Below are 16355 nucleotides of genomic sequence, written 5' to 3'. Positions count from 1 at the left end.
GGGCAACCTCAGCGGCGGGTCAGCACGGTGAGCGTTTCGACCGCCGCCGGCTTCTTCAGGAAGCGCGCATGGGCCAGCGCGTCGTCGCTGCCCCGCACCAGGCCGTCCAGTGGGCAGCCGGCGGCAGCAAGGCGTCGCAGCAGGCCGGCATCGTCCTGTTCCACCGCATGCGCCAGCGCCAGCCGCAAGGCGCGCGGGTGCGCGGCCAGCGTGCCGGTTTCCAGCAGGCCGCGCCAGTCGATCAAGGCGCGGCGGTAGAACGCCAGCAGGGCATCGGCCAGTTCCGCCGGCAAGCCCTGCGCGCGACGCTCGTCCAGGTACTCCAGCAGTTCCGTGCCGGCGTGGTAATCCTCGTGCGGTGCCAGCGGGTCCTGGTGCAAGGCCAGCTGCGCGAACGCGGCGTGCAGATCGGGCGCGAAGCTCGTCACCGCATCTTCGGTCAGGGCCGGTGCCCACGCCGGCGGCAGGCCCATCTTCCAGGCCAATACTCCGCCGCAGTCGGGCGCGTCGGCTGCGGTCACCGCGTAAATGCGGTCGCAGTATTCGAAGCCGCCGAACGGCAGATAGTCCAGCTTGCCGTCGTGGTCGAGGCCGGCGTCCTCGGCAATTTCCAGCGCCTGTTCCTGTTCGTGTTCGATCCAGCCCCACAGATCGCGATAGCGTCCGCTGTCTGGGTAGAACAGTTCGGTCCAGCTGATTGCCTCGATGCGCCGGCCTTCGGCGGTTTCGATTTCGAGATCGAGGTCGTAGGCCAGCCGCCCGCCGGCGGTCTGCCGCCACAGGGCGAGCAGGCCCGCGGGCAGCGGCCCTCTGCACGTCGCCTGCACCGCCGCGATGTCCGCCTCGGACAGCGGCGGTTGCGCGTCGAAGATCACCCGCCCGGCGAACAGTTCGATGCCGTGTGCGCGCAGTTCGTCCACGTGCGACTGCGAAAACCCGTGATGCGCACTCATCCGATGGTCTCCACCACGCGGCCTTCGTGGTCGCGGATCTGCGTGGGTTCGACCTGCCAGCACAGCTGCGGAAGGCCCGGTGTCACATAGCGCCCGGCCTGCGTGCGCAAGGTGGTGGCCAGACCGCGCACGGTCGCATCGGTGAGATGCAGGACAAGGGTGTCACCGGCAACGGTGATCTTGTCCGACTGCGCCGGTTGGAGCATCACCATGCGGTTATTTCCGCTCAGCGCGAACTCGCGTCCAAACGGCAGGCGCAGCGGCAGCAGTTCGGCCAGGTCGCCGGCCTGGCGCGCGCCCAGCACGATCTCGGTCAGCGGCGTGCGCAGCAGGCGCTTTTGCTGGCGCCAGTCCAGCACATCGGTGTGCAGGATGCCGCTGGAAGAACCCTCGCGTTCGCAACCGGCCTGGACCTGGCGGCGCAGGTCTTCGCGCTGCAGCAGGCAGGGGCGCGACAGGTCGGTGATCCACAGCGGCATGGCGGGTTGCAGCACGTCCAGCAAATTGCGCGTTTTCCAGCGACGGGCCGCTGCTTCTTCCGCAGCGGTCAGGCCCACCACCTGCAGGAACGCCACACTGCCATTGGGTGTATCGATGGTGCCCAGTTCCGGATCCAGCACGAAGCCCATCGAACGCAGCAGGGTGTCTGTCTCCAACGCGATCGGACCGTTGGCGCTCATCCAGTCGCCATCGCGGAACACGTTGCTGCTGTCGTTGACGTAACGCGCCAGATTCTGCAGGAAGTTCAAGGCCCAGTTTGGCGGCTCGATGGCGTCGGCGGCACAGGCCAGTCGGAAACTCAGTTCCAGCCCCCAGCCGCTGTGCGCGCCATCGTGCGAGTTCTGGTACAGGTCGGACAGACCGTAGGTGACGAAATGCCAATGCGGCTGCGGATCGAGGCGCTTGTAGGCGCTGATGCCGTCCAGTGGGTCGTGGCCGCCCATCCAGCTCTTGACGAGGGTGCCGAAATGACGCGGCTCCTGGTCCGGATACAGGCGCGCGCAGGCGGCGTCGATGGCGTCCCAGCCGGGCGAGCCGTCGCTTTCGTCGTCGTCATCGTCATCGCCTGCATCAGGGTCGATGCGCGGGTCGAGCTGCGCGCGGTAGAACGCGGCTTCGTCCAGCAGATATGCGCGCAGCGCCTCCAACTGGGCCGCGTCGTCCGCGTCCGGCGCGATGCGCTCGCGCAGCAGTGCCTGCAAATCCTCCACTGGCAGGTAGGGCAGCCAGTCCGTCTCGGCCCAGGCGAGGGCGCGCGCGTTCTGCACGGCGGCCGGCTCGTCGGGAATGTCCACATGGATGAAGCCGACATCGTCCAGTGCGTCCGGCACCTTGCGCAGGTACAGCCAGCCTTCGGGATCGGCATGCGCTGCCTGTTGCAGCAGTGTGCGCAAGGGGACGGTTGGGGGAAGCTGCATATTGGGTACCGTGGTTTGGGGGAAAGGTGGTCACGCCGGATCGTGGGGGGGGATGCGCAAACGTCGTCGGCCGGGAAACCGGCCAATGCCTGCAGTACGCCGATGTAGCGCGCCGGCTGCTGTTCATGGAAGTCGATGGCAAGGACGTAGCGCGCCCGGCACTGCGGACAGGCCGTGGTGCAGAACGTGGCGCAGCGGCCGTTCGGGAAACGGGCGTCCTGCATGCCGCAGGCGCGTGCGATGTGGCTGCGCGCGCCTTCCGCCAGGCCGGCGTACCCGTCCGCGCCTGCGGACAGGCAGGCCAGTGCGTTCTCCTCGATCGTCGCATTGCACACGCGGCAATCGAACGCGATGCGCGCGTGTGCTTCGTTCGCGCCGTCATGAAACGGCGGTCGTCGTTTCGAAAAGGCAAGAAAAGGCGGCTTCATGGCGCGCACTACCTGCCCGATTTCCGTATCGGATCGTGCCGCTTCGCATTGCGGCGTTTTCCGGATTCGTCTGGATTCATGCGGATGCCCCCAGCATGCCCGCCAACACCGCAACCAACAGCGCGGAAGCGCCAACCACCAGCCAGAGCGGCAACGGGGGTTTCGCGGATGCCGGAACCGCGCGTTCCGTTGCGGGGCCGGACAACCTGTTCATGGTGCCGAGGGCACGCCCCTAGTCTTTCTCGTGGAGCACGCACACCCTGTTCGAGCTGCCAATCGCGCCGGCGATGCTGGGAAGGCTGGTGGTTTCGGCGTCGGAGCAGTAGGTTTCGATGTCTTCACCCTCCAAGGCAATGCGGAGGGAGTGGACGAACGCCAGGCTGCTGGATGCGCGGAGCAGTTTCATGCGGAGGTTAGACCTGCGATTCGAGCATCCGGTCCGCCAGCAGCAGCCGGGAGTGCTGGATGAGCTGCGGCGATGGCCGGGCCGGGTCGTGCGGCTTGACGATGGCGGCGATGTTTCGGAACAGCTGCACCGGGGTCATGATCAATCCCCACGGGAAGCCCCACCAGCCGAAGATCAGGCTGCCGAGCGCCGACAGCGACTGCTTCCGGATCCCGCAACGGCGGCATGCCACCTGGCTGGCGCTGGCCCAGCGGGTCATGAACACGGCCGACCACACCTTGTACGAAGCCCGCATGTCCACCGGGCCGGGTCCCGCGCATTTCGGGCATTTTTCTGCATGGATTTGCGATGCCAGCAGCAGCGCTTCCGCATCGGGTACACGCTGCGCGGCGATGGCGACACGGCCGTTGGCCGCGCATTTCTCGCTGCAAAAACGCATCCCCGCATAGTCCCGTCCGCCGAACAGGATGGTGGTGCCGCATGCTCCGCACGATGCCATGGATGCTCCGATTGTTGTTGAATGCCTGCCGACGCGCATCCGCGGCCCATTCCGGTATGAACGGAACTCCGCCGCCGCGCGTGGCCTTGTTGTTGGGACGATGGATTGTACGTGGTTCGATATCTGTTTCGCTCATCGGGGATAATACGAGCGGATCGGACGCCGAGAATCGTTGTTGTTTCCGACCCCCGCCACCCCATTCGCCTCTCTCATGACCGATCCGTCCCCACGCCCGCGCGCGGCCCGCCTGTGGGTGACCATCGGCGTCGCCAGTCTGGTCTTGCTGGCCAGTCATGCGCTGGAATGGTCGCTGCTGGACTGGCTGACGCCGTTCCTGCTGGGGCCGTGGTTCGCGCTGGTCTGGCTGCTGATGCTGGGTGCGCTGATGTTGGCCGTGCGGCATGCGTGGCGCCGACCTTGGCGCGCATGGTTGCCGGCGTTGGCCTGCGTCGCCGCGATGGCCTTCTCCCTGCTGGCGCCTTTCGAGCGCTGGTGGTTGTGGGCCGACTTCCATGGCCGACTGGCAGCACGCAAGACGGTGATCGCGGCGGTGCAGGCCGGGCGATTGGTGCCGAACGTCGCGCACAATCCGGACCTGATCGCATTGCATGGCACTCCGCAGGTCTCCGCGGGCGGCAACGAGGTGGTGGTCGAGCACCATCGGGGTCAGGACTACGTGTTTTTCTATACGGATCGCGGCCTGCTGGACCACTACGCCGGTTATCTGTGGGTCGGTGGCGACGCCGATCCACGGGCGTTCGACGCCAAGGCGCGCGGCGACATGCGCACGGACGCCATGAGCGAATCCGACGGCAAAGGCCGTTGGTACTACATCACCCACCGATGAATCACCGATGCCGAGCCGTAACCCTCCACGCAAGTCCCGCCTCTGGCCGTTGGCCGCACTGTCCATGCTGCTGGCGTGGAGCCCGCTGATGGCCGCCGGCTGGCAACCCGTGGTGCAGCTGGCCTGCCCGGATGGCGCGCTGACGATCGATGCGCGCCCCTACAACCGCAACGAGGCCGGCGGCTCGATGCTGGAACTGCGCTACCGCTACCGCGGGCAAGCGCTGGATGCGGTTCACTTCGAGGGCTATTACCGCAACCTGGACGGGTACCGCCTGCGCGATCCCGCGCGCAGCTACAACTTCGGCCTCGATCTCGATACAACGGGCCTGTCGACATTCGGCGACCACGAACGCGGCGACACCCTCTACCTGCCGCCGTCGCTCGCCGATGCGGCGGAGGTGCGCCGGCTGGCCGACTGCATCGCCGACAACCGTGCGCTGCTGCACGCACGCCTGCGCAACACCGTCATCGTCAGCCATAGCCTGCTCGGCCTGATGCGGAACACCGCGCGTCCGCAGATGGACGGCATCGCCCGGCTGATCCACGCCGAGTCGCCGTTCCTCGGCATCTACCAGCACACCCATCTGCTGCTGGTGCTGCGCGACGGTCGAGTGATGGCGCATACCGATTTCACCGCAGACAGTCCCGCCGATGCCGTGCAGATCGGCCGCGTTGAACAGGTCGGCAAGGGCCGCCCGACGCTGCGGTTGAAAGCCCGCTACCGCCTGCGCGGGAAACTGGAAGAAGCCCGCTACCTGTTCCAGTGGCCGCACCATCGCAGCGGCCGCGCCTTGCAGGACGACTACCGCATTGAACTGGAACCGGAAGCCAAGCCGTGAGCGTCGATGAAGCCCGGATGGCGGCATGATGCTGACCCTGCACCGCTTCACCGCGATGGCGCTGGCCATTGCCTGGGTGGCACCGGTTCATGCCCTGTGTCTGGATGGTCGTGCGCCAACGCATGCGCGGGAGGCCGCCACCGCGACCGGGGTGCTGCTGGTGCGCGTGCTGTCCGCCACGCCACTGCATGAAGATGCGGACGATCCAGACGGCATCAGCGCCATCCGCTACCGGGTGGCGCGGTTGCGCCTCCTCGGCGGGCGGGCGCCTGCGACATTCGACCTGACCAGCGAAAACACCAGTGCGCGCTTTCCGATGGAGGTCGGCGGTCGCTATCTGCTGTACCTGCAGCGCGACCGGGCCGGGCGCTATTACGTCGATGCCTGCGGCAACTCGCGGCCGCTTGTGGGGAAGCACGCAGCATGACGCCGCGATGCCAGGCAACGGTGTTCGCAATCCCGAAATCCTGAAGGCCAGTGGAGCCCCGCATGGGAATCTTTGACCGTCACCTCGACTGCCCGCCTTTCGGCAGGCTCACCGCGCAGGGCCAGAGCAGCGTCTGGGAAGGCACGATCGACCTGCCGCACTTGGGCGTGGGTTTCGCCCTGCGCGTGCATGGCCGGCGCGAGGGGCCGATGCCAGAACAGGTAGCCGCCTTCGCGCGCGTGCTGGCCGATGGCGAGCGCATCCGCGCGCAGGCGACACCGGCGCTGGTCGCCTACCTGCGGGAGTGCGAGGTCGTGCCGGACGAGATCGCGCTGTGCGACGCCAACCTGTGGTCGCATCTCGACCCGTGCTGGATCGAGGTGCACGGTGGTGACGACGCGAACGCCTGCTCGATCCACTACGAAATCCCGTGGGACGAGCAGTGCGCGAGCCTTCGCCTGATCGATGGACGGCTCGACGAAATCTGTGCGGAGGGTTGAGCTATGAACCCGACCTTGGAGGGTGACATCGACGTGGTCGAAGTGCACAGCGGCGAGGGCGATGGCCTGCAGTGGCTCAGTCTGGGTTTCGTATCCGAACACGATCCACTCGACGTGCTGCACATCGCCTGCGGTCAGCAGGCGACCGGCGATGCCGCTTGCGACGCGCTGTACCTGGAGCGCACCGACCAGGACCTGGCCTGCAGCGGCGAAGTGCGCGCACTGCGGATCGGCGCGATGGCCATCGAACTTGCGCTGTCGCCGGCGGGTGCGCAGGCGCTGGCGTTGTCCGAGCGCATCCGCTTCAACTTCCATGCGCAGCCGGCGCTGCACGCGCAGGCCGCGGCGCAACTTGCGCGGATGGCCGCGGCCGGGCAGGCGTGCATCGTGGACAGCGACGACAAGGAGAATGCCGATGGACACTGACATGTTGTCCGCCGCCGGTTTCGAACCGCTGGTGCGCGAACTGACCCTGCGCGCACTGGACGCCGCGCGCGAAGCCTGGCCAACGCAGCCGCGCATTGCCGGCTTCGCCTACAACTGCAGCTCCGCCCATGGCTTCCTGAGTATCAGCCTGACCTTCCTGCCCGAGCGCGCGGCGATGGAGCCGCCCGACTGGGAGCATGAGGCAGTGGAGGACGAATTGCCGGCGCTGACCGAACTTTGGCACCGGCGCTACGAACCATTGCGCGTTCGCTACGAAGACGCATGCGCTGCCCACCCCGGAATCGCCGACGCTTTCCTCGACCGCTTGCGCCGCGTGCTGGCGCGGCTGGAGCATGAAGGCGCGTTCGCCGCGCATCCCGGGATCCGCCTGCTGGTGACCGAAGTCGATGCCGATACGGAGGCGGAAGAGGCCGAGTTGGAGCGCGTGCGTGCGCAGATCGCGGGGGAGGCGGGCGCATGACTGACGTAGCAGCAGGCTACGAGGCGCTGGCGCGGCGGGTCGGAATCACGCTGCCGGCGGCGTTGCGGCGCCTGCTCGCCGCCGGACGCACCGAGTACGGCCCCGCTTGGGCGGCCGACTCGCGCGAACGCTACCTGCGCGATCCGCCCGCCTTGATCGCTTGCCGCGATTTCGAATGGATCGGCGCCGATGCCAGCGCCATCCACATCGAAGAATGGCTGCGCCCGGACTGCCAGCAAGGTCTGCGTTTCCTGCCGTTCGCCGAGGACGGCGGCGGCGATGTCTGGTGCCTGCTGGCGCGGCCCGACGCCGAGCCGCAGGTGCTGCGGCTGCCGCATGCCGGCGGGCCGTGCACGGAAGCGCACGCCAGCTTCGCCGACTTCGCCTGCGCCATGCTGCTGCGCGCGCTGGGCGGCGAATGCGCCGACGCGCCGCGCTGGAGCGCCGGGGACGACGTGCGCATCGTACGCCTGGATATCGAGCGCACCGCCATCGCACTGGATTGCGCCGCGGGCGCAAGGCTGCGGGCACTGGTCGCGAACGACCCGATGCAGGGCGCGGATGGGGAACTGCGCTGGCTTTCGCCGCAGGCCCTGCGCGACGAATTGTCGCGCCTGCCGCAAGCCGCGCCGCCCGCCCAATCCATCCTCCCGGTTTGGCAATGCGAAACGCTGGTGGCGGGGCGACCGGCAAGATTCGATGCGGCAGGCCCGCCCACCACCGCTGACCTCGCCTTGCTGCGCATGCGGTTAACCGATGCGGGCGTCGATGCCGGGTGCGCGGACGACGCCTTGCGTGCGCTGGCCGCCGGCGATGCGCGCCTGTTGCTGCAGGAACTGCTGCTGCGCGGCCTGTGGGCCGACGTGGTGGACGAAACACAGCCCGAGCCGCAATGGATTGCACGCTGGCGGCAAGCGGGGCCGAGCGGGTTCCCGTTCATCGATCTGCCGGCGCTGGAGCGCTTGCTGGCGGCCGGCGTCGATCCGCACGACCTGACCGCCGTGGTGCGCTCGGCGCAGGTGTTGATGGCCGCCAATGTCGCGCAACTGCTCGACACGCCGACCATGGCCCTGGGCTGGGACCTGCCCGAATCGGTGATGCCTCAACTGCACTGCGCACGGGAGGGCGGCGACGTCCATGCGCGTCTGCCCGCGTTGTATCCCTGCTTCGCCGCGCGCGATCCCGCGAATCGTCATGGCGCGCCGGGTTCGCTCACCCTGCGGCGGTGGATGGCATTGCCACAGGCCACGCGTGATGCACTGTGCGAATCCCTGCGTCGGGGCGGCAGGGCGCAGGCCGCCGCATTGTGGAAACGGGAGGTCGGCGGCGAGCTGCGCGAGGCGCTGGATGCGGTGGAAGAATTGCGGAACTGGCCGGGGGTGAGGGCATGAAGGCGCACGGCGTCGTGGGCTTGCGGATTGCAACCTGCAGCGGCACCAATTGACGTTGGCGCCCGCTCTTTCGGCAACGGCCAAGCAATCAGCTTGCTTTCTCGCCCTTCCTGCTGTGTGCATCCACTACTTGGGTGGCCGCCATGTCGCCAGTGACATGGCTCCGTGGCCTTCGCGCTGGAAATGGCATCCACTGCCATCAACACCTCCACAGGGGTCAGGTCTGGCATCGCAGCATTCGGATATCGCATCCCGATCACGGACCATGCGTCCTGGCGGTGTGATTTGAACGTCGAAGGTCGTCGTTGAGAGCACGGAATGTTGATGTCATCCGGTCGCTATGCGGAGCACGGGAAAACAGGTCGGGAAAACGGGTCAGAGAACATTAGGGAAACTCTGATTTTGCCCCGCGGCCGAAGCCCCGACCTGTAGCCGGATCGTGCCCGATGACGACCAAGCAGATGAGCCTGTCGATGCAGCACGACGCCGGTTTCGAGTGGCACCGCAAGCCGACGCGGCGTGACGTGTTCCTGGCGGAGATGGATCAGGTGGTGCCGTGGGCGGAGCCGTGTGCGGTCATCGCGCCGCGCTATCCGAAGGCTCCGGAGCCCGGCGTGGGTCGCCGGCGCGCGGTCGGGCTGGAGCGCATTCTGCGCATCCATTTTCTGCAGCAGTGGTACGCGCTGTCCGATCCGGGCGTGGAAGAATCGCTGTACGACTCGGCCGCGATGCGCCGCTTCGTGGGCATCGACCTGGGCCAGGAAAGCGCGCCGGACGAGTCGATGGTGTCCAAGTTCCGCCACCTGCTGGAGAAGCACGGCCTGGCCGAATCGTTGTTGGCCGCGGTGAGCGAGCACCTGAAGCGGCACGGCATGAAGCTGTCGCAAGGCACCATCGTGGACGCCACGATCATTGCGGCGGCGCCGTCGACGAAGAACAATGCCAAGGCACGCGGCCCGGACATGCACCAGACGAAGAAGGGCCAACCGTGGTACTTCGGCATGAAGGCGCATATCGGCGTGGGCGAGGGGTCGGGCCTAGTGCACACCGTGGTGAGCACGGCGGCGAACGTGGCCGATGTGACCATGGCGGCGGATCTGCTGCACGGCAAGGAGCAGCACGTCTTCGGCGATGCCGGCTACATCGGATCAGAGAAACGTGCGGCCAAGCGTGGCCGAAGGTTCTGGATCGCGGCAAAGCGCAGCGCGGTGAAGGGTGTCGACGCCCCGATGCTGCGTGAGATCACCGAGCAACTGGAGCACGCCAAGGCCTCGATCCGCGCGGCGGTGGAGCATCCCTTCCGCGTGCTCAATCGGCAGTTCGCCTACGTGAAGGCGCGCTACAAGGGCTGGCGAAGAACGGCGCGCAGGTGACGACGCTGCTTGCGCTGGTCAATCTGTGGATGGCGCGCAAGCGCTTGTTGCAACCGGCATGGGGTGACTGCGTCCGCAGTGGCCCGAAAGGGTTCACTGCGGTGCACATGGGGCGGTATTGCGCCGCCCAAATGGGTGTCTTCACCGGCGCAGGGCCCAATCGCACGCGGAGGCAGCTCGGTGGCGATTGATCAGACCATCCCTAACGGTCGTGATGGCGAAGCGCGAGCAATCGAAAATCTCACAGACAGCCGCAAGCTCAAGAACTTTTGGCAGATTCAGAATAGGTCGATGCCGGTTCGAGCCGTGCGAAAGAACCTCGCCGGAGGACAGGCTCATCCCCGCAACAACGCCTCGCTCTGCTCCGCCCATTGCAGCCACGCCCGCTCGCGCGCCAGCCCCCAGCACAGCGTCAGGTACACCAGCTGCTTCCAGCGCGGCATGTCGGCCGGGGCTTCCGGGTAGTGCTCGCGCTGAATCGCTTCGAGCATGGCCAGCTTGTCGAGATGCTGCGCGCGCGCCGCGGACAGCTGTTCGATGAGGTTGTCGACGCCGCCCAGTTCGCCCGTGAACACCTTCACCATCAGCGGATCGTTGAGTCGGGGAATATCCTGCGGCTGCGCGTACCATTCGGCGAACGCGCGCCGGCCCGCGACGGTGATCGCATGGACCTTCTTGTCCGGGCGGCCTTCCTGGGCTACGTCCTTGAAGCGTACCAGCCCTTCGTCGGCCAGCGCGGCCAGCTCGCGATAGACCTGCTGGTGGCTGGCGCGCCAGAAGAAGCCGGCCACCGCGTCGAACTCCTTGGTGATCGCGTAGCCAGTACTCGGCTTGGCTTCGACGATCGCCAGAATCAGCATTCTCAATGACATCGGAACGCCCTTATGCACTCTATTTATACTAGCAAAAGTCCGGGTGATGGCTTATATGCACCTGGTTGCATACCAAATTGCCCGATGCCGATTTCCCTTTCCGCACGCTCCGCCCCCTTGCAATGGGGATGCCTGCTGCTCGGCACGCTGGCGGCCTGCTTCTCGAACGGCGTGACCGCGCATGCCGCGGTCGCCTGGATCGCGCCGCTGCTGCTGCTGCGCTTCGCCACCGGCACGCGCGCCTTGCCGGGCACCCTGCTGCTCTCGCTGGCGCTGGGCATCGCCTCTTTCGTCACCATGCGCGGGGTCATCCCGGCACCCCAGGCGGAATTCGTCGTCACCTGCGTGGTGTCGGGCCTGCTCGGCGCGCTGCCTTATCTGCTCCATCGCCTGCTTGCGCCGCGCCTGCGACCGCTAGCCGCATCGCTGGTCTTTCCCGCCGCGGGCGTGGCGCTGCTGCATGCGCTGTCGGCGGCCAGTCCGTTCGGGACGTGGGGCGTGGATGGCTACGTGCAGGCCGGCTTCGCGCCGCTCGCGCAGTTCGCCTCGGTGGCGGGCGTCTGGGGCGTGACGTTTTTCGTGTTCTGGTTCGCCAGCGCGGCGCAGCAGTTGTTCGAGCCGCAGAAGACGGGTGCGTGGATGGCATCCGCGGCATTCGCGGTCTGTTTCGCACTGACGTTGGGATACGGCATCGTGCGCGCCAGCAATGCGCCGCCGGCCGCCGCGCCGGTGCGGGTCGCGGCGCTGGCGACGCCCGCCGGCCTGCCCGATCGGTTCTTCGAAGGCTGCGCTTCACGCGACGACCACGCCTGCCGCGATGCCGGCGCGCGCAAGCGGTTCGACGCCCTGTTCGCCAGCGCCGAGGCGGCAGTTCGGTCGGGTGCGGCGCTGGTCGTGTGGCCGGAAGCGGGTGCGCAATACGACGCCGCACTGGAACCGGAGTTCATGGCGCGCGCCGGCGCGTTCGCCCGCCGGCATGGCGTTTACCTCGTGGCCGGCGCCGCCCAAGTCGCGCCGGAGCCGAACGCGCCGATGGCGAATAAGGCGCTCGTGTTCGATCCCGCCGGGCGCCTCGCCTTCGACTACCACAAGGCGATCCCGGTGCCGGGCGAGCCCATCGTCGCCGGGGACGGGCAAGTGCATTCGGTCACCACGCCGTTCGGCCGGCTCGGCGTGGTCATCTGCTTCGATGCCGACTTCCCCGCGCTGGTCCGCAAGGCCAGGCGCAGCGGCGTCGACGTGCTGGCGATACCGGCCAACGACTGGCGCGCCATCACCCCGCTGCACGGCCAGATGGCGCGCTTCCGTGCGATCGAGAACGGGTTGGCGGTGGTGCGCGCCACCAGCAACGGGCTGTCGCTGGTGGCGGACGCCACCGGAAACGTGCTGGCGCAGTCGGATTCCTTCGCCCATCCCGGCGGCATTGCTTCCGCGCGCCTGCAAATGGCGGCGCGCGTTACAGCGTATTCGCGTATCGGCGATGCGTTCGCGATCGCCTGTGCGGCGTTGTTGGCCGGATTGGTGGCAATGACGCTGCTTCGCAGAAAGCGGGAAGCGGAATGAGCGCGACAGATGATGCTGCCGGAAATGCGTTGCATGCCCGACGGCGCGGCAGTCAATGCTCCGCTGATACCGCCTCCCCCCGGTTCCAGTCCGGCGTCTGCCGGCGGACCGAACAACGCACTAACGGTGAGTGCTGTCATCAGGTTCCGTCTTGAAGAAAACGACGAGAACAACGACATTCCCGATGTCATCTGGATCCGGGGTTGCGGATATGCCGTGCTTGTCTCGGGGCGACTGCGTTGAATGCGTCTACCTGCGCTCGCAACTGGTCGTGTTCGACGACGTCGAGATGTCTTGACGCGGGTCTTCTACTGGCAGCGATTGCTCGGCGACGGGGTGGTCTGACATGCCCCCTAGATTTCGCCCATCCGGATTTTGGGCACAAAAAAGCCCACTCGATGGTGGGCCTCTTTCTATGCAACAGATTGTTTTATATTGACATTCTGGTGGCTATGGGTGGACTCGAACCACCGACCCCAGCATTATGAGTGCTGTGCTCTAACCGGCTGAGCTACATAGCCATCGCGTCGCATTGTACCGTGCCGGGACGCCTCGCATGGGGCGCGGCCTGATCCGGCTTGGGTGGGATGCGCCCCGGCGCGGTCGGTACGCACTGCAGCGGACCATGCGTCCGGCGCGGGGCGAGCGATTCTAGTGGCTTGCCGCAGGCTGTCAAGTCGCCGATGGCCGGCTTGGCTTGCCGTGTGCCGGAGCCGTGTGGAAGAATCGGATCAAGTACTTGCAACGTTGTTTGGACATGATTGATCCCGATGGCTATCGACCGAACGTCGGCATCATCCTCATGAATGCGCAAGGCAGCGTGTTCTGGGCGCGCCGCGTCGGGCGCGATGGCTGGCAGTTCCCGCAGGGCGGCATGAACAGCGACGAGACGCCGCTGGAGGCGATGTATCGCGAACTGGCGGAGGAGACCGGCCTGCAGCCGCACCATGTCGAGGTGCTGGGCGCGACGCCCGGCTGGTTGCGCTATCGGCTGCCGCAGCGCTTCGTGCGCCGGCATCATCGCCCGGTATGCATCGGCCAGAAGCAGGTGTGGTTCCTGCTGCGCCTGCTCGGGGACGACTCGGCGGTGCGGCTCGATGCGCATGACGAACCCGAGTTCGATCTGTGGCGCTGGGTCGATTTCTGGTACCCGGCCGCGCATGTGGTCACGTTCAAGCGCCGCGTGTACGAGCAGGCCCTGCGCCATCTGGTGACCCTGGCCGAGGCGAACTGCGCGCTGTCGCTGCGGCAGCAGCAATGGCCGCAGCCGACGGCGCAGGCGGGCTGAGTTTTCTGATCGGTGTTGACAATCATTCGCGTTTGCATTTGAATGGCGTGGACCCGCATTCCGGCCATGCCATGTACGTCTGCATCTGCAATGCCCTCACCGACCGTGACATCCATGCCGCCGTGGCCGATGGCACCGACTCGTTCGCGAGCCTGCGCGATGCCACGGGCTGCTCGAACTGCTGCGGCAACTGCGAGGACGTCGCCCGCTCGGTGTTCGACGAAGCGGTGACCGCGCGGTCCCGTCCGCTGGGTCTGCCGAGCTTCGCTCACGCGGCCTGAGCCGCGTTCCCTCGATGCCTGATCGCCGCGCCGCATGCGCGCGGCTTTGCCGTGCCTGCGGCACGCTCGTATAGTCAGGCCGATTCATTGGCGCGTTGGACTGGCCGGCGCGCGCCTGTCATCGGGACTCATCATGAAAGGCGATCCGAAGATCATCGCGCACCTCAACAAGGCACTGTTCAACGAGCTCACCTCGATCAACCAGTATTTCCTCCACTCGCGCATGTTCCGCAACTGGGGTTACCGGGAGCTGGCCGAGCACGAATACAAGGAATCGATCGACGAGATGAAGCATGCCGACATGCTGATCGAGCGCATCCTGTTCCTCGATGGCCTGCCCAACCTGCAGGCGCTGGGTAAGCTGCGCATCGGCGAGACCCCGCGCGAGGCGCTGGCCTGCGACCTGCAGCTGGAGATGGCGGCGGTGCCCGACCTCAAGGCCGGCATCGCCGATTGCGAGGCGCTGGGCGACTACGTCAGCCGCGAACTGCTCGGGCGCATCCTCGAATCGGAAGAAGAGCACATCGATTGGCTCGAGACCCAGCTCGGCCTCATCGAGCGGCTGGGCGAAAACCTCTACCTGCAGGACAAGCTGCGCGACTGAAGGGCGCGTCAACCGCCCGCGGCGGATGCCGCCGTGTTACCAGGGCTTGAGCACGACCAGCAGCACGATCGCGATCAGCAGCAGTGCCGGAATCTCGTTGAACACGCGCAGCCAGCGGCTGCTGCGCGTGTTGGCGTCACGCGCGAACTGGCCGACCATGCGCGCCAGCATGAGGTGGTAGCCGATCAGCAGCAGCACCAGCGCGATCTTGGCATGCAGCCAGCCCTGCCGCAGGTAGGCGAGGTTGTGCCAGGCAAACGCCGCCATCGTCGCCAGGCCGAGGCCGACCGCCAGCACGCCGCCGATGTGGGTGATGCCGAGCAGGCGCCGCTCCATGATCTTGAAGCGCTCGTGCAGCGCAGGTTCGCGCGCTTCGGCGTGGTAGACGAACAGCCGCGGCAGGTAGAACAGGCCGGCGAACCAGGTGACGACGAAGATGATGTGGAAGGCCTTGAGCCAGAGCATGACAGGCATCGCCGGACAAAGCGCCGATTGTACCTGCGCCGGAGTACCGCGACGGCGCTGCTGCGGCGCGCGTTGACCGCAGCGGGCCGCGCCACCTATAACTCGCGGTTCCCATCGGCCGGCGCGGTGTCCGCATGCCCAGTTTGCCCACCTATGTCGTGCGCAGTACCGATCCGGGCCAGGAGCGACGCCGACGCTGGTTGCTGGCGCTCATCTGGCTCGCCTCGCTGCTGCTGATGGCGGTGGCCGCTGCGGCGCTGATGCGCCAGCGCTCCGACGCCGGCAGCGCTGCCGCGTTGCGCGCGGCGCAGGAGCGCAACCTCGCCCTCGATGCCCGCATCGCGCAACTGTCGCGTTCCGAACAGGTGGCCAAGGCGGCGCTGGGCGACCTGCAGGCTTCCCTGCGCGACCGCGACGAGGAGCTCGACAGCCTGCGCGCCGACCTGGCGTTCTACGGGCGCCTGCTCGGTGGCAAGCGCGAAGGACTGACGGTGCAGGCATTGCGCGTGACGCCGGTGGCGGGCTCGCGGGCATGGAACTTCATCGCCACGCTGACCCAGAACTTCAAGCGCGGCGATGAAACCAGCGGGCGCGTCGCGCTGAGCGTGGAAGGCGTGCTCGACGGCCGCCTCGAAACGCTCGACTGGAAGACTCTCGTGCAGGATCCCAACGCGGCTGGAACTGCGTACACGTTCAAGTATTTCGCGCAGGTGCGCGGTACCATGATGCTCCCCGACGGCTTTGCGCCCAATCGCGTGGTCGTGCGCGCCGAAGGCGATGGCGCGCGCGCCGAGCAGTCCTTCGCATGGGCCGACGCGACCAAGGGCCAGGAGTACGAAAATGTTCCGCAATGACAAGCGCGACCGCGTCATCGCCTCGATCAGCACCCTGATTGCCGATGGCACCACGATCGAGGGTGACGTCCGTTTCGACGGCGGCCTGCATCTGGATGGCATGGTCAAGGGCACCGTCGCCGCCGACGGCGCCGGCGCTGTGCTCACGCTCAGCGAAAAGGGCCGCGTCCACGGCGAGGTGCGGGTGTCGAGCGCGGTCATCAACGGCACCATCGAAGGCGACCTGCATGTGGCCGAGCGCCTCGAACTGGGGACCAGCGCGCGCATCAACGGCAATGTCTACTACAAGGTGCTGGAAATGGCCGCTGGCGCACAGGTCAACGGCAGCATGAATTACGAGGATGGCGGCCAGCGCCGCCTGACCGGCCCGACCGGCACCGAGGCTGCGCTTGGCGCGGCCGAAGTCGCATCGGCCTAGAATGTACCCAGCGCCCGCTG

At 67.0% G+C, this 16355-nt stretch carries 21 protein-coding genes, 1 tRNA gene and 1 pseudogene; 15 read left to right on the top strand and 8 right to left on the bottom strand.

The annotated features are described in order from the left end of the window. Positions 1 to 8: 8 nt before the first annotated feature. From KF903_RS08860 to KF903_RS08845, 4 genes are all read right to left on the bottom strand, one after another. Positions 9 to 953: an SMI1/KNR4 family protein gene (locus tag KF903_RS08860; protein ID WP_291213761.1), complete on the bottom strand. Its 945-nt coding sequence runs from the start codon at positions 951 to 953 to the stop codon at positions 9 to 11. After that, complete coding sequence (locus tag KF903_RS08855; protein ID WP_291213759.1) at positions 950 to 2371, bottom strand: suppressor of fused domain protein; 1422 nt, start codon at positions 2369 to 2371, stop codon at positions 950 to 952. The genes KF903_RS08860 and KF903_RS08855 overlap by 4 nt, the downstream gene beginning before the upstream one ends. Positions 2372 to 3031: 660 nt before the next feature. Beyond that, positions 3032 to 3205: a hypothetical protein gene (locus KF903_RS08850; protein ID WP_291213757.1), complete on the bottom strand. Its 174-nt coding sequence runs from the start codon at positions 3203 to 3205 to the stop codon at positions 3032 to 3034. A gap of 7 nt (positions 3206 to 3212) precedes the next feature. Then, on the bottom strand, positions 3213 to 3704 hold the full coding sequence (locus KF903_RS08845; RefSeq protein WP_291213755.1) for a hypothetical protein: 492 nt from the start codon (positions 3702 to 3704) through the stop codon (positions 3213 to 3215). 211 nt (positions 3705 to 3915) lie between these two features. On the opposite strand from KF903_RS08845, the gene KF903_RS08840 reads away from it, so the two are divergent. The 8 genes and pseudogenes from KF903_RS08840 to KF903_RS08805 all read left to right on the top strand — a co-directional run. After that, positions 3916 to 4551 (top strand): hypothetical protein, encoded by a 636-nt coding sequence (locus KF903_RS08840; protein ID WP_291213753.1) that lies wholly within the window; start codon positions 3916 to 3918, stop codon positions 4549 to 4551. Positions 4552 to 4615: 64 nt separating this feature from the next. Beyond that, positions 4616 to 5392 carry a hypothetical protein gene (locus tag KF903_RS08835; RefSeq protein WP_291213751.1) on the top strand — a complete coding sequence of 259 codons (777 nt, stop codon included), beginning with the start codon at positions 4616 to 4618 and terminating at the stop codon, positions 5390 to 5392. A gap of 25 nt (positions 5393 to 5417) precedes the next feature. Then, positions 5418 to 5819 carry a hypothetical protein gene (locus KF903_RS08830; RefSeq protein WP_291213749.1) on the top strand — a complete coding sequence of 134 codons (402 nt, stop codon included), beginning with the start codon at positions 5418 to 5420 and terminating at the stop codon, positions 5817 to 5819. A 62-nt stretch (positions 5820 to 5881) separates the two neighbouring features. Then, positions 5882 to 6319, top strand: a complete 438-nt coding sequence (locus KF903_RS08825; protein ID WP_291213747.1) for a hypothetical protein — start codon at positions 5882 to 5884, stop codon at positions 6317 to 6319. A 3-nt stretch (positions 6320 to 6322) separates the two neighbouring features. Then, positions 6323 to 6745, top strand: coding sequence for a hypothetical protein (locus KF903_RS08820; RefSeq protein ID WP_291213746.1), 423 nt, complete (start codon positions 6323 to 6325; stop codon positions 6743 to 6745). Continuing rightward, on the top strand, positions 6735 to 7226 hold the full coding sequence (locus KF903_RS08815) for a hypothetical protein (RefSeq protein ID WP_291213744.1): 492 nt from the start codon (positions 6735 to 6737) through the stop codon (positions 7224 to 7226). The genes KF903_RS08820 and KF903_RS08815 overlap by 11 nt, the downstream gene beginning before the upstream one ends. Further along, entirely contained in the window at positions 7223 to 8617 is a 1395-nt protein-coding gene (locus tag KF903_RS08810) for an SMI1/KNR4 family protein (protein ID WP_343214984.1), read from the top strand. Before KF903_RS08815 ends, KF903_RS08810 begins: the two co-directional genes overlap by 4 nt. A 461-nt stretch (positions 8618 to 9078) precedes the next feature. Further along, positions 9079 to 10046: pseudogene (locus KF903_RS08805) on the top strand (IS5 family transposase); the annotation flags it as partial. Positions 10047 to 10325: 279 nt separating this feature from the next. Here the strand turns inward: KF903_RS08805 and KF903_RS08800 are convergent. Beyond that, positions 10326 to 10850 carry a PadR family transcriptional regulator gene (locus KF903_RS08800; protein WP_291213740.1) on the bottom strand — a complete coding sequence of 175 codons (525 nt, stop codon included), beginning with the start codon at positions 10848 to 10850 and terminating at the stop codon, positions 10326 to 10328. Between the two features lie 35 nt (positions 10851 to 10885). Next, a complete protein-coding gene (locus tag KF903_RS08795; protein ID WP_291213738.1) occupies positions 10886 to 11173 on the bottom strand; it encodes a hypothetical protein in 288 nt (95 codons plus the stop codon). A gap of 268 nt (positions 11174 to 11441) precedes the next feature. Between KF903_RS08795 and KF903_RS08790 the strand changes: the two genes are divergently transcribed. Together KF903_RS08790 and KF903_RS08785 are read left to right on the top strand one after the other, a co-directional pair. Beyond that, a complete protein-coding gene (locus KF903_RS08790) occupies positions 11442 to 12425 on the top strand; it encodes a nitrilase-related carbon-nitrogen hydrolase (protein ID WP_291213736.1) in 984 nt (327 codons plus the stop codon). 9 nt (positions 12426 to 12434) lie between these two features. Then, positions 12435 to 12668 carry a hypothetical protein gene (locus tag KF903_RS08785; protein WP_291213734.1) on the top strand — a complete coding sequence of 78 codons (234 nt, stop codon included), beginning with the start codon at positions 12435 to 12437 and terminating at the stop codon, positions 12666 to 12668. 201 nt (positions 12669 to 12869) lie between these two features. Here the strand turns inward: KF903_RS08785 and KF903_RS08780 are convergent. Next, positions 12870 to 12946: transfer RNA gene (locus KF903_RS08780), tRNA-Met, on the bottom strand. 236 nt (positions 12947 to 13182) lie between these two features. Here KF903_RS08780 and KF903_RS08775 point away from each other — a divergent pair. From KF903_RS08775 to bfr, 3 genes are all read left to right on the top strand, one after another. After that, the gene (locus KF903_RS08775; protein ID WP_345777753.1) at positions 13183 to 13713 is read left to right on the top strand and encodes an RNA pyrophosphohydrolase; all 531 of its coding nucleotides are present in this window, start codon (positions 13183 to 13185) and stop codon (positions 13711 to 13713) included. Further along, positions 13683 to 13994: a (2Fe-2S)-binding protein gene (locus KF903_RS08770; RefSeq protein ID WP_291213732.1), complete on the top strand. Its 312-nt coding sequence runs from the start codon at positions 13683 to 13685 to the stop codon at positions 13992 to 13994. Before KF903_RS08775 ends, KF903_RS08770 begins: the two co-directional genes overlap by 31 nt. Before the next feature lie 133 nt (positions 13995 to 14127). Continuing rightward, positions 14128 to 14598 (top strand): bacterioferritin, encoded by a 471-nt coding sequence (gene bfr / locus KF903_RS08765; RefSeq protein WP_291213730.1) that lies wholly within the window; start codon positions 14128 to 14130, stop codon positions 14596 to 14598. A gap of 36 nt (positions 14599 to 14634) precedes the next feature. Here the strand turns inward: bfr and KF903_RS08760 are convergent, their stop codons facing one another. Next, positions 14635 to 15072 (bottom strand): CopD family protein, encoded by a 438-nt coding sequence (locus tag KF903_RS08760; protein ID WP_291213728.1) that lies wholly within the window; start codon positions 15070 to 15072, stop codon positions 14635 to 14637. Between the two features lie 125 nt (positions 15073 to 15197). Here KF903_RS08760 and KF903_RS08755 point away from each other — a divergent pair, with 125 nt between their 5' ends. Together KF903_RS08755 and KF903_RS08750 are read left to right on the top strand one after the other, a co-directional pair. Beyond that, positions 15198 to 15917: a DUF6776 family protein gene (locus KF903_RS08755; protein WP_291213726.1), complete on the top strand. Its 720-nt coding sequence runs from the start codon at positions 15198 to 15200 to the stop codon at positions 15915 to 15917. After that, entirely contained in the window at positions 15904 to 16335 is a 432-nt protein-coding gene (locus KF903_RS08750; RefSeq protein WP_291213724.1) for a polymer-forming cytoskeletal protein, read from the top strand. The genes KF903_RS08755 and KF903_RS08750 overlap by 14 nt, the downstream gene beginning before the upstream one ends. The last annotated feature ends 20 nt before the right edge of the window (positions 16336 to 16355 follow it).

Source organism: Dokdonella sp. (genome assembly GCF_019634845.1).
Taxonomy (GTDB): domain Bacteria; phylum Pseudomonadota; class Gammaproteobacteria; order Xanthomonadales; family Rhodanobacteraceae; genus Dokdonella_A.
This window is presented reverse-complemented; position numbering and strand designations above follow the sequence as displayed.